The organism is Streptomyces sp. ISL-1 (assembly GCF_018614585.1).
GTDB lineage: Bacteria > Actinomycetota > Actinomycetes > Streptomycetales > Streptomycetaceae > Streptomyces > Streptomyces maoxianensis.
The window spans coordinates 43,937-60,432 of the sequence record NZ_JAGGOI010000012.1 but is presented as its reverse complement, the minus strand read 5'-3'; the positions used below and the strand labels follow the sequence as shown (position 1 = coordinate 60,432).

General features: G+C 69.1%; 14 protein-coding genes and 4 tRNA genes. 9 read left to right on the top strand and 9 right to left on the bottom strand.

Features of this window, described 5'->3' with window-relative positions; all coding sequences use genetic code 11:
* The first annotated feature begins 26 nt into the window (after window positions 1-26).
* The 4 genes from J7E87_RS10585 (at window position 27) to purM (ending at window position 4,637) form a co-directional block, all read left to right on the top strand.
* Entirely contained in the window at window positions 27-818 is a 792-nt protein-coding gene (locus J7E87_RS10585; RefSeq protein WP_215092420.1) for a maleylpyruvate isomerase family mycothiol-dependent enzyme, read from the top strand.
* Window positions 819-890: 72 nt separating this feature from the next.
* Window positions 891-1,703, top strand: coding sequence for an META domain-containing protein (locus J7E87_RS10580; protein WP_215092418.1), 813 nt, complete (start codon window positions 891-893; stop codon window positions 1,701-1,703).
* Between the two features lie 312 nt (window positions 1,704-2,015).
* Complete coding sequence (gene purF / locus J7E87_RS10575) at window positions 2,016-3,533, top strand: amidophosphoribosyltransferase (RefSeq protein WP_215092417.1); 1,518 nt, start codon at window positions 2,016-2,018, stop codon at window positions 3,531-3,533.
* A 33-nt stretch (window positions 3,534-3,566) separates the two neighbouring features.
* Window positions 3,567-4,637: a phosphoribosylformylglycinamidine cyclo-ligase gene (purM, locus tag J7E87_RS10570; protein ID WP_215092415.1), complete on the top strand. Its 1,071-nt coding sequence runs from the start codon at window positions 3,567-3,569 to the stop codon at window positions 4,635-4,637.
* Between the two features lie 84 nt (window positions 4,638-4,721).
* Here the strand turns inward: purM and J7E87_RS10565 are convergent, their stop codons facing one another.
* Both J7E87_RS10565 and J7E87_RS10560 read right to left on the bottom strand, forming a co-directional pair.
* Window positions 4,722-4,973 carry a DUF3073 domain-containing protein gene (locus tag J7E87_RS10565; RefSeq protein WP_108149724.1) on the bottom strand — a complete coding sequence of 84 codons (252 nt, stop codon included), beginning with the start codon at window positions 4,971-4,973 and terminating at the stop codon, window positions 4,722-4,724.
* 277 nt (window positions 4,974-5,250) lie between these two features.
* Complete coding sequence (locus J7E87_RS10560) at window positions 5,251-6,333, bottom strand: Glu/Leu/Phe/Val dehydrogenase dimerization domain-containing protein (RefSeq protein WP_215092413.1); 1,083 nt, start codon at window positions 6,331-6,333, stop codon at window positions 5,251-5,253.
* A gap of 187 nt (window positions 6,334-6,520) precedes the next feature.
* Between J7E87_RS10560 and J7E87_RS10555 the strand changes: the two genes are divergently transcribed.
* Together J7E87_RS10555 and bldC are read left to right on the top strand one after the other, a co-directional pair.
* Window positions 6,521-7,360, top strand: a complete 840-nt coding sequence (locus tag J7E87_RS10555) for a hypothetical protein (RefSeq protein ID WP_215092411.1) — start codon at window positions 6,521-6,523, stop codon at window positions 7,358-7,360.
* Window positions 7,361-7,847: 487 nt separating this feature from the next.
* Complete coding sequence (bldC, locus tag J7E87_RS10550) at window positions 7,848-8,054, top strand: developmental transcriptional regulator BldC (protein ID WP_003949541.1); 207 nt, start codon at window positions 7,848-7,850, stop codon at window positions 8,052-8,054.
* Between the two features lie 334 nt (window positions 8,055-8,388).
* Here bldC and J7E87_RS10545 read toward each other — a convergent pair whose 3' ends face one another.
* From J7E87_RS10545 to J7E87_RS10515, 7 genes are all read right to left on the bottom strand, one after another.
* Window positions 8,389-8,583 (bottom strand): DUF6274 family protein, encoded by a 195-nt coding sequence (locus J7E87_RS10545; protein ID WP_215092408.1) that lies wholly within the window; start codon window positions 8,581-8,583, stop codon window positions 8,389-8,391.
* Between the two features lie 276 nt (window positions 8,584-8,859).
* Window positions 8,860-8,934: transfer RNA gene (locus J7E87_RS10540), tRNA-Asp, on the bottom strand.
* A 92-nt stretch (window positions 8,935-9,026) separates the two neighbouring features.
* Window positions 9,027-12,959: an ATP-dependent RNA helicase HrpA gene (gene hrpA / locus J7E87_RS10535; protein ID WP_215092405.1), complete on the bottom strand. Its 3,933-nt coding sequence runs from the start codon at window positions 12,957-12,959 to the stop codon at window positions 9,027-9,029.
* A 313-nt stretch (window positions 12,960-13,272) separates the two neighbouring features.
* Window positions 13,273-13,346: transfer RNA gene (locus J7E87_RS10530), tRNA-Phe, on the bottom strand.
* A 22-nt stretch (window positions 13,347-13,368) separates the two neighbouring features.
* Window positions 13,369-13,443: transfer RNA gene (locus J7E87_RS10525), tRNA-Asp, on the bottom strand.
* Window positions 13,444-13,482: 39 nt separating this feature from the next.
* Window positions 13,483-13,555 (bottom strand) — tRNA-Glu (locus J7E87_RS10520).
* 80 nt (window positions 13,556-13,635) lie between these two features.
* Window positions 13,636-15,189, bottom strand: coding sequence for a metallophosphoesterase (locus J7E87_RS10515; protein WP_215092404.1), 1,554 nt, complete (start codon window positions 15,187-15,189; stop codon window positions 13,636-13,638).
* A gap of 74 nt (window positions 15,190-15,263) precedes the next feature.
* Here J7E87_RS10515 and J7E87_RS10510 point away from each other — a divergent pair, with 74 nt between their 5' ends.
* From J7E87_RS10510 to J7E87_RS10500, 3 genes are read left to right on the top strand one after another with little or no spacing between them, the layout of a single operon-like run.
* Window positions 15,264-15,614 (top strand): metallopeptidase family protein, encoded by a 351-nt coding sequence (locus J7E87_RS10510; RefSeq protein ID WP_215092401.1) that lies wholly within the window; start codon window positions 15,264-15,266, stop codon window positions 15,612-15,614.
* Window positions 15,611-16,099: a fluoride efflux transporter CrcB gene (gene crcB, locus J7E87_RS10505; protein WP_215092399.1), complete on the top strand. Its 489-nt coding sequence runs from the start codon at window positions 15,611-15,613 to the stop codon at window positions 16,097-16,099. The genes J7E87_RS10510 and crcB overlap by 4 nt, the downstream gene beginning before the upstream one ends.
* Window positions 16,096-16,458: a CrcB family protein gene (locus J7E87_RS10500; protein WP_215092397.1), complete on the top strand. Its 363-nt coding sequence runs from the start codon at window positions 16,096-16,098 to the stop codon at window positions 16,456-16,458. The genes crcB and J7E87_RS10500 overlap by 4 nt, the downstream gene beginning before the upstream one ends.
* Window positions 16,459-16,496: the final 38 nt, after the last annotated feature.

The following is a 16,496-nucleotide window of genomic DNA, read 5'->3' as shown; positions in this document are numbered from 1 at the left end:
CGTACCCAACCCTTAATGTCGCTCCCATGCCACCGTCCAAGAAGCGCACCCGCGCCTACGACCCCGCCAAGATCCGTACCGCTGTACTCGCCCAGTTCGAGAACGTACGGCAGGCGGTGGGCAGCCTCACGCCCGAGCAGTTCGCCCGGCCCACCCGGCTCGGTGACTGGACCGTGCGCGATCTGGCCGGGCACATCGCGATGGCGGTCGGCGCGGTCGGCCGGGCTCTCGAGCAGCCCGCGCCGGCCGTGCTCGAAGTCGAGCTGCTGGACTGGCCGTTCGCGACGGCCGCGCACGCCGGGCGCATCTCCGACGACACCAAGGAGATCGCGGCCGGTGCACATCCGTCGGAGTTGTACGCGCGAACCGCCGCCCGGCTCGCCGAGTTGCCGCCCACAGCCTCCGGCGACCGGCTGGTCGGCACCCGCGTAGGCGCGATGCGGCTCGGCGACTATCTGGTCACCCGCACCGTCGAACTCGTCGTGCACACCGATGACCTGAGCGAGGCGACCGGCCTCGACATCCCGTACGACCGGCAGGCGCTCGCGGCCTGCACCCGGCTGCTCGCCGACGCCCTCGCGGTGAAGGCGCCCGGTGGGTCGGTCGAGGTGCGGGTGCCGCCGTTCGCCGTCGTGCAGTGCGTCGAGGGGCCGCGGCACACCCGTGGCACCCCGCCCAATGTCGTCGAGACCGACCCGCTGACCTGGATCCGTCTCGCCACCGGGCGTACGGGATGGGCCGAGGCCCTCGACGCGGCGAAGGTCAGCGCCAGCGGCGAGCGCGCCGACCTTTCGGGGCTGCTCCCGATCCTGGGCTGACGGCGCTGTTCCGGCCGGGTGAATCCTGGGGAGCCGGGGGAACCAGAGCTCATCCACCTCCGTCCCATCGGTATGCGTAACCAGCTGAGCATTCCTGTCACCGCCCTGGCTCTCCTCGCCCTGGCCGCCTGCGGCACGGAATCGGGTTCCGGATCCGGTGCCGGCGGCGACGGATCGGTCACCACCGATCTGCCCGTCACGGGCGTCCACTGGTCCGTCGACAGCGTGACCGTCGACGGCAAGAAGTCCGCGGCCCCGGCCGGAGCGCACGTCGAGATCACCAGCAAGGGCCGCGCCCAGGGCAACTACGGCTGCAACCACTTCGGCGCGGACGTCAAGGTCGACGGCGACACGATCACGGTGGGCCCCGGCGAGATGACCGAGATGGCCTGCGCCAAGGACATCCAGGGTTTCGAGGACGCGCTGCGGGCGGCCTTCTCCGGCAAGCTCAAGGCGAAGATTGTCGACGAGAAGCTCACGCTGACCACCGAGAAGGGCGACTCCATCGCCCTCACCTCGGAGCGCCCGGCGCCGCTGGTCGGCACGAAGTGGGCCGTGAACTCCCTCCTATCGGGCGGGACCGCTTCCTCGCCGCCCGCCGGCACTGAGAAGAACGCGTTTCTGATTCTCGGCAAGGACGGTTCCGTACGCGGCAACCTAGGCTGCAACACCTTCACCAGCACGGCGAAGATCTCCGGTTCCACGATCACCTTCGACCGCCTCGCCACCACGCGGAAGGTGTGCACGGGCACGGCGATGACGCTGGAGAACCACCTGCTCAAGGTCCTCGAAGGCAAGGTGACGTACAAACTGCAGCACCGCGGCCTGACCCTCACCGCGGCGGACGGCAAGGGACTGGCCGCGACGGCGGCGCCTGCGAAGTGATCAGGCGGGATCGGAGGGCAGACCGGAGGGCAGGAGGCCGGAGGTCCCAGAGGTCCCAGAGGTCGGGAGCAGCCCGGCGTCGGTACGCAGGCGGGCGCGGCCCGTAGCAATCGGTCCTGCCCGACCGGTGGATCGGCTCAAGGTCGTGTACCTGCCAACGATCGTCCCGCAGTGTGGACGCCGATCCGGACGCCGATCCAGGTGCCGATCCGCAGGCCCAGCGCCCGCTCGAAGCCCCGCCCACACCTGCGCCGACCCTGCCCCCGCATCCCCAATTCGGACCAGTGGTCGATCTCGCCTACACTCGGTTCCGTGCCACGTGGTGACGGACGACTCAACCACGACCTTCTCCCCGGTGAGAAAGGCCCCCAGGACGCTTGCGGCGTCTTCGGTGTCTGGGCCCCGGGCGAAGAGGTCGCGAAGCTCTCTTACTTCGGGCTATACGCCCTCCAACATCGAGGCCAGGAATCCGCGGGAATCGCGGTGAGCAACGGCTCCCAGATCCTCGTATTCAAGGACATGGGCCTGGTCTCCCAGGTCTTCGACGAAACCTCTCTGGGCTCCCTCCGGGGCCACATCGCGGTCGGTCACGCCCGCTACTCGACCACGGGCGCCTCCGTGTGGGAGAACGCACAGCCGACCTTCCGGGCCACTGCCCACGGCTCCATCGCGCTCGGCCACAACGGAAACCTGGTCAACACCGCCGAGCTCGCCGAGATGGTCGCCGCCCTCCCCAAGGAGAGCGGCCGCGCCACCCAGGTCGCCGCCACCAACGACACCGATCTGATCACCGCGCTCCTCGCGGGCCAGGTCGACGACGACGGCAAGCCGCTCACCGTAGAGGCCGCCGCGGCCAAGGTGCTCCCGGACGTCATGGGCGCGTTCTCGCTGGTCTTCATGGACGAGAGCACCCTGTACGCGGCCCGCGACCCGCAGGGCATCCGCCCGCTCGTCCTGGGCCGCCTCGAGCGCGGCTGGGTCGTCGCGAGCGAGTCCGCCGCGCTCGACATCTGCGGCGCCAGTTTCGTCCGCGAGATCGAGCCGGGCGAGCTCATCGCCATCGACGAGAACGGCATCCGCACCTCCCGCTTCGCGGAAGCGAAGCCCAAGGGCTGTGTCTTCGAGTACGTCTACCTCGCGCGCCCCGACACCGACATCGCCGGGCGGAACGTCTATCTCTCCCGTGTGGAGATGGGCCGCACGCTCGCCAGGGAAGCCCCGGCCGACGCGGATCTGGTCATAGCGACGCCGGAGTCCGGCACCCCCGCCGCCATCGGCTACGCCGAAGCCAGCGGGATCCCCTACGGCTCGGGTCTGGTGAAGAACGCCTATGTCGGCCGCACCTTCATCCAGCCCTCCCAGACCATCCGCCAGCTCGGCATCCGCCTCAAGCTGAACCCCCTCAAGGAAGTCATCCGGGGCAAGCGCCTGGTCGTCGTGGACGACTCGATCGTTCGCGGCAACACCCAGCGCGCCCTGGTCAAGATGCTCCGCGAGGCCGGCGCCGCCGAGGTCCACATCCGGATCTCGTCCCCGCCTGTGAAGTGGCCCTGCTTCTTCGGCATAGACTTCGCGACCCGCGCCGAGCTGATCGGTAACGGCATGACGATCGAGGAGATCGGCGCCTCGCTGGGCGCCGACTCCCTCTCGTACATCTCCCTCGACGGGATGATCGAGGCGACCACCATCGCCAAGCCGAATCTCTGCCGCGCCTGCTTCGACGGCGAATACCCGATGGATCTGCCCGATCCCCAACTGCTCGGCAAGCAGCTTCTGGAGACCGAGCTGGCGGGCGGCACCGATGCCGCCGACGCGCTCCGTCGCCCGTAACGCCCCCGTTTTACGACACGAAAGTTCTTGGCCATGTCTGCTGAGTCCACCGGTGCCAGCTACGCGTCCGCAGGTGTCGACATCGAGGCGGGCGACCGCGCTGTCGAGCTGATGAAGGAGTGGGTGAAGAAGACGCAGCGCCCCGAGGTCCTCGGCGGCCTCGGCGGCTTCGCCGGTCTCTTCGACGCCTCCGCCCTCAAGCGTTACGAGCGCCCGCTGCTGGCCTCGGCAACGGACGGCGTCGGCACGAAGGTCGACCTCGCCCGCCGGATGGGCGTGTACGACACGATCGGCCACGACCTCGTGGGCATGGTCGTCGACGACCTCGTCGTCTGCGGCGCCGAGCCGCTCTTCATGACGGATTACATCTGCGTCGGCAAGGTCCACCCGGAGCGCGTCGCCGCCATCGTCAAGGGCATCGCCGAGGGCTGTGTGCTGGCCGGCTGCGCGCTGGTCGGCGGCGAGACCGCCGAGCACCCCGGGCTCCTGGGTGAGGACGACTTCGATGTCGCCGGCGCCGGCACGGGCGTGGTCGAGGCCGACCGGCTGCTGGGCGCGGATCGTATCCGTAAGGGTGACTCGGTGATCGCCATGGCGTCCTCCGGCCTTCACTCCAACGGGTACTCGCTCGTACGGCACGTGCTCTTCGACCGCGCGAACATGGCGCTGGACGAGCAGGTGGCGGAGTTCGGGCGCACCCTCGGCGAGGAACTGCTCGAGCCCACCAAGATCTACTCGCTTGACTGCCTCGCGCTCACCCGAACCACCGAGGTGCACGGTTTCAGCCACATCACCGGCGGCGGTCTTGCCAATAACCTCGCCCGGGTCATTCCGGACAATCTGCATGCGGTTGTTGACCGTTCGACCTGGACCCCCGGCGCGGTCTTCGACCTCGTCGGCAAGGCCGGCCAGGTCGAGCGTCTCGAGCTGGAGAAGACCCTCAACATGGGCGTCGGCATGATCGCCGTCGTCCCCGAGGAGTCGGTGGACGCGGCGCTGACCACGCTCGCGGACCGCGGCGTCGACGCCTGGGTCGCCGGTGAGGTCACCGAGCGCGGCGAGCACACCGGCGGTGCGACCCTGACCGGGGACTACGCGAACTGAGCCCCCAGGGGCAGCGCGAAACCCGGTCCGGGGCGAACGCCCCTGACCGGGTCACGTGGCAACGCTTTTTGAGGTGTACGTACGTCAAGCGCCGCGGCGCTGTGACGACGGACCGGACTCGTCGTCCTCGTCATCGTCGTCGTTGTACAGCTCCGCGTACTGTGCGTACGGGTCATCTTCCTCGTCGTCATCCTCGAACGGCTCAGCGTTCGGTGGTTGACTCGAAGGCGATGCGCCCAGCTCATTGGCCAGACGCGACAGGTCAGTCCCGCCGCTGTTGTACTTCAGCTGGCGGGCGACCTTCGTCTGCTTGGCCTTGGCCCGGCCGCGCCCCATGGCTCGACCCCCTCGGTGACGGGGCTCGACGGCCCCAGAGTCTTGACACGCGTTCATGATTCAGAACGGGCTCTCCATGGAGAGACCGGTCCGTAGGACTTCAACGGTACCTGCTTCCGCGGCCATACGGTACGCCGCCCGCATGACGCGCCACTTCGCAGAACCCGCGAGGAGTCCCGTCCTCGCTGGTCAGCTGCGATTTTAACCTCTTCTCGGCAGTCGACCCGCCGACCGGGGTGAGTCTTGTCTCCCAGTCGGCGGGCCAGAGCCTGCCTCGTCAGTGGCCGCGGGCCTCCGCCATTCGCTGCTCGGCGATCCGGTCAGCCGCCGCGGCCGGCGGAATCCCGTCTTCCTTCGCACGTGCGAATATTGCCAGCGTGGTGTCGAAGATCTTCGATGCCTTCGCCTTGCAGCGGTCGAAGTCGAAGCCGTGCAGCTCGTCGGCGACCTGGATGACTCCGCCGGCGTTCACCACATAGTCGGGGGCGTACAGGATCCCGCGGTCCGCGATGTCCTTCTCGACGCCCGGGTGCGCGAGCTGGTTGTTGGCCGCGCCGCACACCACCTTCGCGGTGAGCACGGGCACGGAGGCGTCGCTCAGCGCGCCGCCGAGCGCGCATGGCGCGTAGACGTCCAGGCCCTCGGTACGGATCAGGGCGTCCGTGTCCGCCACTGCTGTGACCTGCGGGTGCCTGTCGAGAATCCGGCGTACGGACTCCTCGCGCACATCCGTGATCACGACCTCGGCGCCATCCTGCCTGAGGTGGTCGACCAGGTGGTGCCCGACCTTGCCGACGCCCGCGACGCCGACCTTGCGGCCGCGCAGCGTCGGGTCGCCCCACAGGTGCTGGGCCGAGGCCCGCATGCCCTGGAAGACGCCGTACGCCGTGAGGACCGACGAGTCGCCGGCGCCGCCGTTCTCGGGGGAGCGGCCGGTGGCCCAGCGCGTCCCGCGGGCCACGACGTCCATGTCCGCGACGTACGTGCCGACGTCGCAGGCCGTCACGTAGCGGCCACCGAGCGAGTCCACGAACCGGCCGTAGGCGAGCAGCAGCTCCTCCGTCTTGATCATCTCCGGGTCGCCGATGATCACTGCCTTGCCGCCGCCGTGGTCGAGGCCGGCCATGGCGTTCTTGTACGACATCCCCCGGGACAGGTTCAGCGCGTCCGCGACGGCCTCTTCCTCGGTGGCGTACGGGTAGAAACGGGTGCCGCCCAGGGCCGGGCCCAGGGCGGTCGAGTGGATGGCGATGACGGCCCTCAGGCCAGAGGCGCGGTCCTGGCACAGCACGACCTGCTCGTGTCCGCCCTGGTCCGATCGGAACAGGGTGTGCAGGACGCCGTCGGTCACATCGGTCACGGTGGTGACTCCCAAGTACGAAGCGGCGGAGGTAGGGCTTCCTTCGGGTCTCCCCGTCGCTTGTGGCAGGGGAAGGGGTGGGGAAGCTTTAAGTTTCGGCACGAGGGTAAGTCCTACGCGCGCGTAGATCCGACCCAGTGCCGAGGATCACCCCCTGGCGGAGTACCGGCGTGGAAGGATTCGCGGCATGCCAGCGTTGTCCTCCGTCCTCATCCCGTACGCGGCCTACCTGCGGGTCTACGAGCCGCTGGCGGCCTTTCCCGAGCCGGAGCGGCGCCACTGGGCCCGCTACGCCGGCCGGGAGCACACCCCCACCGCACAGGACGAACTGCGGCGCTCGCTGGCCGATTTGCTGCCCACCCCGCCGGTCCCGGTGCCGGTCCACGAGAGCGGCGACGCCTTTGTCACGGAGGTGGACGGCGTGGTGTGCGTCTGCCCGTGGCGCACCAGGCTGCGCGGCTGGCTGGCGCTGGAGGAGCTGTCGGAGCAGCTTCCCGCCGCGCTCCTGGACGCGGTGCTGCCGCCGGTGGTGCGCGGGCAGGCGGCCGCGGACTACCAGCAGTGGCGCGAGCGCAACCCGGACGCGCGCCCCTGGATCCGTACGGCCCTCTGGCAGGTGCCGGTGCGCTGGTTCGTGCTTTTCTCGGACGCCGAGCGGGAGTACGAGCCGGCCGGGCCCGCGGCGTCCGTGCTGCGCTACCGGACGCCCATGGTGCAGGCCAGGCGGCGGGTGGCGCGCGCCCTGAAGACGCTGAGAGAGACGATCGACGAGGGACAGCTGACCGAGGGCCTTGTGGACGTGGGGCGCTGGCTGGAGGAGTTCCATCCGCGCTCCCTGGTCGAGCTCGATTACGGCGGCCTGGTGCACGCCCTCACGGGACCCCAGCTCGCCGAGGACCGCTCGGCGGCGGATCTGGCCGCTGGGATCGCGGCGCTGCAGGCCGGGGACGGCGAGGGCGCGGGCGAGGCGTACGCGCGTCTGGTGGAGCGCTGGCGGGCCGTGAGGCACCTTCAGTTCGCGAACTGAGCGTTTCTGAGGTGCGTTGAGGATCATCGGGGCCATCGGTCCAGGACGTAGGCCCCGATCCGGGCCTTTGTCTCAAGCGTGACGGACGGCACTTACTGGGCCCTTGCGCCTATCACCTACCGTCGTGTCAAAATAGGACAAGGAGCCCGGTGAGGGCTCCTTCCGTCCAACTAAGGGCGGAAAGCTCGGCATTGCTCTCTATGGGGGGTCTGACGACTCCTGATCGCACTGTGACTGATCGTCACTGTGGCGTAACTGTCCGTTATGGCATGGTCCATCGGCCTTCCGCCACTGATGAACACCTCAGAGGGCAATTCCGTCGGTTTGGCCGACGTGGCTGGACAGATGGTGTAGTTGTAGTGCCGAGGACAAGCCGTTCGTCCTATAACCGACTCGACCCGCGTCCGCCATTTCGGGCAACGCGGGTCAAGGTGCAGAATTTAGAGGAAAGAACCGAGATGGATCGGTTCTCCCGAGGAGGCCGCTCATGACCGCTCGCACCCCTGATGCCGAGCCGCTGCTGACCCCGGCTGAGGTTGCCACGATGTTCCGCGTGGACCCGAAGACGGTCACCCGCTGGGCCAAAGCAGGCAAGCTCACGTCCATCCGCACGCTCGGTGGGCATCGTCGGTATCGCGAGGCAGAGGTCCGCGCACTGCTTGCGGGTATTCCGCAGCAGCGTAGCGAGGCCTGAACACCCAATTGATCGGGCATTTCCGGGCCCCCCATCCCGGTAAGCCCACCCATAGCTCCACATGACGGGCGTTCGCCCCAACGGACTTCGTCATTGATCGCGCTGGACTCCGCCGAGTCCAGCGCGATCTTTTTTGTGCCCGTGGGAGGACTGGGGTGCGTCCGGCCGGGGAGGTGGTTCGGGGGTGGGGAGGAGGCGGGCGGACGTGCTCAGAGGGTGGTGCAATGGCACATATTAAATTGGCCGGTTGTAGGGAGGGGGTAAGTTCACCGGTTCGAAAAACCCGTTCGGTGACTCCCGTCACATTGCACAACCCTTGCCAAAGTCCCGCCTGTCACTCGGTGGTGGGCCCCTCGTCCTCATCGGGGGCGGGGGTGGAGCCCGGTGTGGAGGGCTCCATGGCGAGCCGTTGGAGGCGATCGCAGATGGGGCAGCTACGGGTCAGATGCCGGTAGCCGGAAGAGGCGGCCTTCAGATGGGCACGCAGCAGCGCCCTGGTCTCGTGCTCCCTCGCCGCGGACGCCGCCATGCACGTCACCTCCGGTGTGTGCCGTCCCCTAGTTCCTGAGTACCGGTGGCAGATGACGTCGTCAAGATGCCCGGATGGGGAAGGCCGCGCCACGAGGGGGTGCGGGCACGCCCCAGGCCCGCGTCTTTGGTGGATGCAGGCCTTGTGAGGGGCGGGCGGTGCCGACGGGATGTGCTGCCTCTGATTGCGGCTGTGCCGCGGGCGCGGCCTCCCGCAGCCGTCTCCACGCACGACGAAGGCCCGCGTCCTTTATGGATGCGGGCCTTCGTATCACTGCGGTCCTGACGGGATTTGAACCCGCGGCCTCCACCTTGACAGGGTGGCGAGCACTCCAAGCTGCTCCACAGGACCAGATGTCGCCGCGCTTCTTGCCGTGCGCTGCGAATCAAGACTGTACAGCAGGTCAGCCGGTCCGGTCGAACTCACGCAAGGCGAAGGGCGCGCTACGGCGCCGCCGCGTCGATCGCCTTCACGATGCGCTTGTCCGAGACCGGGTACGCCGTGCCCAGCGCGTGCGCGAAGTAGCTCACCCGAAGCTCCTCGATCATCCAGCGGATGTCCAGGACCTCCCGCGGGACCGGGCGGCCCTGCGGCATCTGCTCCAGCAGCCAGGCGTACTCGTCCCGCATCTCGTGGACCTTCTCCATGCGCGTCGTGTCGCGCTGCACTGCCGTCGGCATCTGCTGGAGCCGACGGTCCACCGCGACCAGATAGCGCATGAGGTCCGGCAGCCGCCGCAGGCCCGTCCTGGTGACGAAGCCGGGTGGCATGAGGGCCGCCAGCTGCTCGCGTACGTCCTGGACGTTGGCGACCAGGGTCAGGCTGTTCGTCGCCTTCAGCCGGCGCTCGCAGGCCTGCCATGCGGCCAGGATCTGCTGGACCTGATCCACCGTCCGCACCGTCACATCGACGAGATCCGCGCGGACCTTGTCGTACAGCTTGCGGAACGACTCCTCGTCCCAGGCAGGTCCGCCGTGGTCGGCGATCAGCTTGTCCGCCGCGGCCATGGCGCAGTCGTCGAAGAGCGCCTGGATCGAGCCGTGGGGGTTACGGGACAGGGCCAGCTTGTGCTGGTTGTTGAGCTTGTCCGAGGCGAACTTGGCAGGGTTCACCGGGATGTTGAGCAGGATCAGCTTGCGCGTGCCCTGCCGCATCGCCTGCTGCTGCTCGGCCTCGGTGTCGAAGAGACGTACGGACACGCTCTCACCGGCGTCGACGAGCGCCGGGTATGCCTTGACCGGCTGACCGGCCCTGCGCGTCTCGAAGACGCGGGCCAGCGTGCCGATCGTCCAGTCCGTGAGGCCGGTGCGCTCCAGGGACTCCCCGGCGGGCCCGGACGTGGCGGCCGCGGCGGCCTTGGAGAGGGCCTGGCGCGCCGCCGGCTTGAGCTGGAGCCTCAGCGACTCCAGATCCTTTGCTTCCGCGAGCTTCTTGCGGCGCTCGTCGACGATCCTGAACGTGATCTTGAGGTGGTCGGCCACCCGGGACAGATCGAAGTCGTCCGCCGTGACCGGGACGCCGACCATGCGCTGCAGCTCGCGCGCGAGCGTGACGGGCAGCGGCTCCTGGAGCGGCACAGCCCTCTCCAGGAATGCCTTCGCGTAGTTCGGGGCGGGGACGTAGTGCCGGCGGATCGGCTTGGGGAGGGAGCGGATCAGCTCCATCACCACCTCCTCGCGCAGCCCCGGGATCTGCCAGTCGAAGCCCTCGCCGGTGACCTGGTTGAGCACCTGGAGCGGGATGTGGACGGTCACACCGTCCGCGTCGGCGCCCGGCTCGAACTGGTAGGTCACCCGGAACTTCAGCGGGCCCTGCCGCCAGGAGTCCGGATAGTCGTCCTTGGTGACCTGCCCGGCCTTCTCGTTGATGAGCATCTCGCGCTCGAAATCGAGGAGTTCGGGCTCGTCCCGGCGCTTGCTCTTCCACCAGGAGTCGAAGTGCGCGCCGGAGACGACGTCTTCAGGCACTCGCCCGTCGTAGAAGTCGAAGAGCGTCTCGTCGTCCACCAGGATGTCGCGCCGCCGCGCCCGGTGCTCCAGCTCCTCGACCTCGGTGAGGAGTTTGCGGTTGTCGGCGAAGAACTTGTGGTGCGTACGCCAGTCGCCCTCTACCAGCGCGTTGCGGATGAACAGATCGCGGGACGTCTCCGGGTCGATCCGCCCGTAGTTCACCTTGCGCTGCGCGACGATCGGCACGCCGTACAGCGTGACCCGCTCGTACGCCATCACCGCCGCCGCGTCCTTCTCCCAGTGCGGCTCGCTGTAGGTGCGCTTGAGCAGATGCCCGGCGAGCGGCTCGATCCACTCGGGCTCCACCTTGGCGTTGACCCGCGCCCACAACCGGGAGGTCTCGACGAGCTCTGCCGACATGATGAAGCGCGGGGGCTTCTTGAAGAGCGCCGAGCCGGGGAACACCGCGAACTTGGCGCTGCGGGCGCCCAGATACTCGTTCTTGTCGGTGTCCTTGAGGCCGATGTGCGACAGCAGACCGGCCAGCAGCGAGGTGTGGACGGACTGCTCCGGCGCCATGGTGTCCGCCGAGTGCTCCTCCAGATGGAGACCCATCTGCTTGGCCACCGTGCGCAGCTGCGCGTAGATGTCCTGCCATTCGCGGATGCGCAGGAAGTTCAGATACTCCTGCTTGCACATCCGGCGGAAGCTGGAGGAGCCGCGCTCCTTCTGCTGTTCGCGGATGTAGCGCCAGAGATTGAGGAAGGCGAGGAAGTCGGAGGTCTCGTCCTTGAAGCGGGCGTGCTGCTGGTCGGCCTGCGTCTGCTTGTCGGCGGGCCGCTCGCGCGGGTCCTGGATGGAGAGCGCGGCAGCGATCACCATGACCTCGCGGACGCAGCCGTTCTTGTCGGCCTCGATGACCATACGGGCCAGGCGCGGGTCGACCGGGAGCTGGGAGAGCTGGCGGCCCAGCGGCGTGAGCTTCTTCTTGGGATCCTTCTGGGCCGGGTCGAACGCGCCCAGTTCCTGGAGCAGTTGGACGCCGTCGCGGATATTGCGGTGGTCCGGCGGGTCGATGAAGGGGAACTTCTCGATGTCGCCGAGGCCGGCGGCGGTCATCTGGAGGATGACGGAGGCGAGATTCGTACGCAGGATCTCGGGATCGGTGAACTCGGGACGGGAGTCGAAGTCGTCCTCGGAGTAGAGGCGGATGCAGATGCCGTCGGACGTACGGCCGCAGCGGCCCTTGCGCTGGTTGGCGCTGGCCTGGCTGATCCGCTCGATGGGGAGTCGCTGGACCTTGGTGCGATGGCTGTAGCGGGAGATACGGGCGTTGCCCGGGTCGATCACGTACTTGATGCCGGGGACGGTCAGCGAGGTCTCGGCGACGTTCGTGGCGAGGACGATCCGGCGGCCGGTGTGCGGCTGGAAGACGCGGTGCTGCTCGGCGTGCGACAGCCGTGCGTAGAGGGGGAGCACCTCTGTGAAGCGGTACTGCTTCTTGTTGAGCGCGTCCGCGGTGTCGCGGATCTCGCGCTCGCCGGAGAGGAAGACCAGGATGTCGCCCTTGCCCTCGCCGTGGAGCTCCTCCACGGCGTCGCAGATGGCGGTGATCTGGTCGCGGTCGCTGTCATCGCTGTCGTCCTCGAGGAGGGGGCGGTAGCGCACCTCCACGGGGTACGTACGGCCGCTGACCTCGACGATCGGGGCTTCGCCGAAGTGGCGGGAGAAGCGCTCCGGGTCGATCGTCGCGGAGGTGATGATCACCTTGAGATCGGGGCGTCTGGGCAGCAGCTGGGCGAGATAGCCGAGCAGGAAGTCGATGTTGAGGGACCGCTCGTGGGCCTCGTCGATGATGATCGTGTCGTACGCGCGCAGCTCGCGGTCCGTCTGGATCTCGGCGAGGAGGATGCCGTCCGTCATCAGCTTGACGAAGGTGTCGCCGCCGACCTGGTCCGTGAACCGGACCTTCCAGCCGACCGCCTCGCCGAGGGAGGTGCGGAGCTCTTCCGCGACACGTTCGGCGACGGTGCGGGCGGCGATCCTTCGCGGCTGCGTATGGCCGATCATGCCGCGTACGCCGCGGCCCAGCTCCAGACAGATCTTCGGGATCTGGGTTGTCTTGCCCGAGCCGGTCTCGCCCGCGACGATCACGACCTGGTGGTCCCGTATCGCCTCGAGGATCTCGTCCCTCCGCTGGCTGACCGGCAACTGCTCGGGGTACGTGATCTCGGGCACCCGGCCGGCGCGCCGGGCCGTGCGGGCCGCGGACTGCTCGGCCTCGGCGGCGATCTCCTCGAGCGCGGCCTGCCGCGCCTCGGGCTTACGGATACGGCGGGAGCCTTCGAGACGGCGGCCGAGCCGGTGGGCATCGCGCAGGGACGCCCCGGCCAGCAGGGTCTGAAGGTCGGCGAAGGAAGTAGACATACGGATCCCAGGATCGCACCCCTGGGAAAGCACTGGCGAACACATTTCCACCACGAGGTGGTGGAGCGCGGAGCAGAACGGTCCGTTTCTGCGCGAAGTGAGAGGCCGCTCATGCGGCTCACGTGGGGCCGGCGTGGCGCAGCTCACGTGGGACCGGCGTGGGTCCGGCGAGAGCCGCAGCGGTCCTGACGGGAATCGCTGTGTCCGATTGCGGCTTCGCCGCGGACGCGGCCTCCGCTCCGGCGGGGTGGCCGGCCGGCTGGTGGCGGGTACGGCGAAAGCCCCGGTCCGCGGGGGCCGGGGCTTTCGGTTGTGGCTGGGGCCGGGGTCGAACCGGCGACCTATCGCTTTTCAGGCGATCGCTCGTACCAACTGAGCTACCCAGCCACGCGGCCTTCGACAGCCGCAGCGGTCCTGACGGGATTTGAACCCGCGGCCTCCACCTTGACAGGGTGGCGAGCACTCCAAGCTGCTCCACAGGACCAAGCAATGTGCGAGCGCAAGTCTCGCACATGGTGATGCGTGCCCCCAACGGGATTCGAACCCGTGCTACCGCCTTGAAAGGGCGGCGTCCTGGGCCACTAGACGATGAGGGCTAAGGGCCCGCCTGGGCGCTTCGCAGCGCGTCGGGGACGTGAGAAGCATATGGGATGCGGGGAGCTATCGCCAAAACGGTTTACCGGCGCCCGGAGGGGGTGACGGAGGGAGCGCTCGGGGACGGCGTCGCGCCGGGGGCGTTCTCGTCCGGGAGGTGGCGGCTGACCTCGGCCGTCGTCAGGCCCAGACCGCCCAGCGTGATCTCGTCCCACGCCTGCAGCCGTCTGGTCGTACGGTCCAGATAGAGGACCGACGCCCGCACCTTCTCCGGCTTCTGGTTCTGCAGGGCGCGCAGGCCCCCGCCGCCCGTCGACCCCTCGACCTTCAGGCGCGTGCCCTGTTTGAGCAGCTCCGTCTCGCGGTGGTGGACATGGCCGGCCAGTACCAGCGGGACCACGCCGTCCGTCTCGCGGGCCGCGACCGGGTTGTGGGCGATCGCGATGTCCACGGGCGTGCCCGCGCGTGTCTGGTCGCGCAGGGCGGAGGCGAAGCGGATGCCCGCCATGCGTTCGGCCGGGTCGCCCGCGGCGACGACCGAGCGGTCGGGGGTGAACTGGGGGTCGCCGATGCCCGCGATGCGCAGGCCGGCGACGGTGACGGCCCGGCCGTCGTCGAGAACGTGCACGTTCTTGAGGCGGGAGAGATACGCCTGCGTGGTGCCCGAGTCGTGGTTGCCGCGGACCCAGACGTAGGGCGCGCCGAGGTCGGGGATCGGGTCGAGGAAGCTGTTCTCGGCGGCGGTGCCGTGGTCCATCGTGTCGCCGGAGTCGATGATCACGTCGATCCCGTACTGCTCGACGAGCGAGCCGATGATGTGCCACGACGCCGGGTTGAGGTGGATGTCGGAGACGTGCAGCACCCGCATCGTGCGGGGGTCCGGCTGGTACGTGGGGAGCGTCGAGGTCGCCTCGTACAGCTTGGTGACATTGGTGACCAGGCGCGCCAACTCCTGCTGGTAGACGTCGAATTCGGTGACGATGGAGCGGGCGTTGCCGACGACCGAGGGGGCGCTGGAAAGCAGTCCGGAGAACTTCGGCTCCAGGACGGACTTCGGGTTCCACGTGGCGTACGCGGAGACGCCGGACGCGGCCAGGAGGGCGAGCGCGAGGCCGCCCGCCGCCAGGGCCCGGCGCGGGCGGCGGTAGACGGCGAGGCCGAGGGCGGTCGCGCCGGAGACGACGGCGACGCAGGAGCGTACGGCCAGCTCGGTGGTCCCGTCCGTCACGTCGTGGGCGACCTCGTCCTGGAGCCCGGAGAGGCGTTCGGGGTGTTCGACCAGGGCCTGGGAACGGGCCGGGTCGAGCTGGTCGACGTCGACGTCGAGCCGGATGGGCGCGACATGGGAGTCGAGCTCCAGGGCGCCCAGCGGCGAGACGTTGATCTTTGTGCCGCCGGACAGGGAGGGGCGCAGGGTCATGCTCGTGTCCATCGGGCCGACCGGCGTACGGACGCTGCCGACGATCAGCAGGCCGAGCCAGGCACCGAGAAGGACCACGGCGGCAAGGCCCAGCGCGCGGGCCCAGGGGTGCGGGGTGTGGACGAGGGTGATGGTGGGGCCGGTGTTGCGTGATCGGTAGTGCCGTTGGAGCCGGGTGAGCGCGGCTCGGATCCGTTCCGGGGCTTCGCGGGCCATTGGTCCCGTATGCCCAGCAAGGCGGGCGGCCATGCCGGGGCGACCCGTCGCACGGCGTACGTGACAATGGCCGGGTGCTGGAGATGACGCGCGAGGAGTTCGAGGAACTGGTCGCCGAAGCGCTGGACAGGATCCCGCCGGAGCTGATGCGGCTGATGGACAACGTCGCGGTGTTCGTCGAGGACGAGCCCGCCGCCGACGACCCCGAGCTGCTCGGGCTCTACGAGGGGACTCCGCTCACCGATCGCGGCGAGTGGTACGCGGGCGTGCTGCCGGACCGGATCACCATCTACCGCGGGCCGGCGCTGCGGATGTGCGAGACCCGCGAGGACGTGGTCGCGGAGACCGAGATCACCGTGGTGCACGAGATCGCCCATCACTTCGGGATCGACGACGAGCGGCTGCACGCGCTGGGGTACGGGTGACCGGTCCGGATACACCGCCGGAGGCGATCGATCCGGACGTCGATCTGCATGTGCCGGCGCAGCGCGCCGAGACCGCGGGCAGCCACAAGTGGCCGGTGCTCGCGGCGATCGCGGCGGGCGGCGCGGCGGGGACGACGGCGCGTTACGCCGCATCCGTGCTGTGGCCCGCGGCGCCGGGCGCGTTCCCGTGGGCGACCTTCTGGGTCAATGTGCTGGGCTGCGCGCTGATCGGGGTGCTGATGGCGCTGGTCAGCGAGGGCGGCCGGAGCGCACATCCGCTGGTGCGGCCGTTCCTCGGAGTCGGGGTACTAGGCGGTTTCACGACCTTCTCGACGTACGCGCTCGACTTTTCCGACCTCCTCGAGCGTGAGGAGGCGGATACCGCGATGGCCTACGCGGCGGGGACCGTCGCGGGCGCGATGGCCGCGGTGTGGCTGGCGGCGTCGGCGACCAGGGCGGTCGTGACCCGAGAGGCCCTGCGGTGAACTGGCTGCTGGTGGTGGTGGGCGCGGCGGTCGGCGCGCCACTGCGGTATCTGACGGACCGTGCGGTGCAGGCGCGCCACGACTCGGTGTTCCCGTGGGGGACATTCGTCGTCAACGCGGCCGGGTGCCTGGTGCTGGGCGCGCTCTCGGGGGCGGCGGTCGGCTCGGGGACGTACGCCCTTCTCGGTACGGGTCTGTGCGGGGCGCTGACGACGTACTCGACGTTTTCGTACGAGACGCTTCGGCTGGCCGAGCGCGGGTGGATGTTCCTGGCGGCGGCGAATGTGGGCGCGTCGTTGCTGGTGGGGCTGGGATCGGTGGTCCTGGGCGCGGAGTTGGCGCGCGGGCTCGTGGCGTAGCGGGCGTCCAGGGGCGGGTTCCTTGTGGGGGCTGGGGG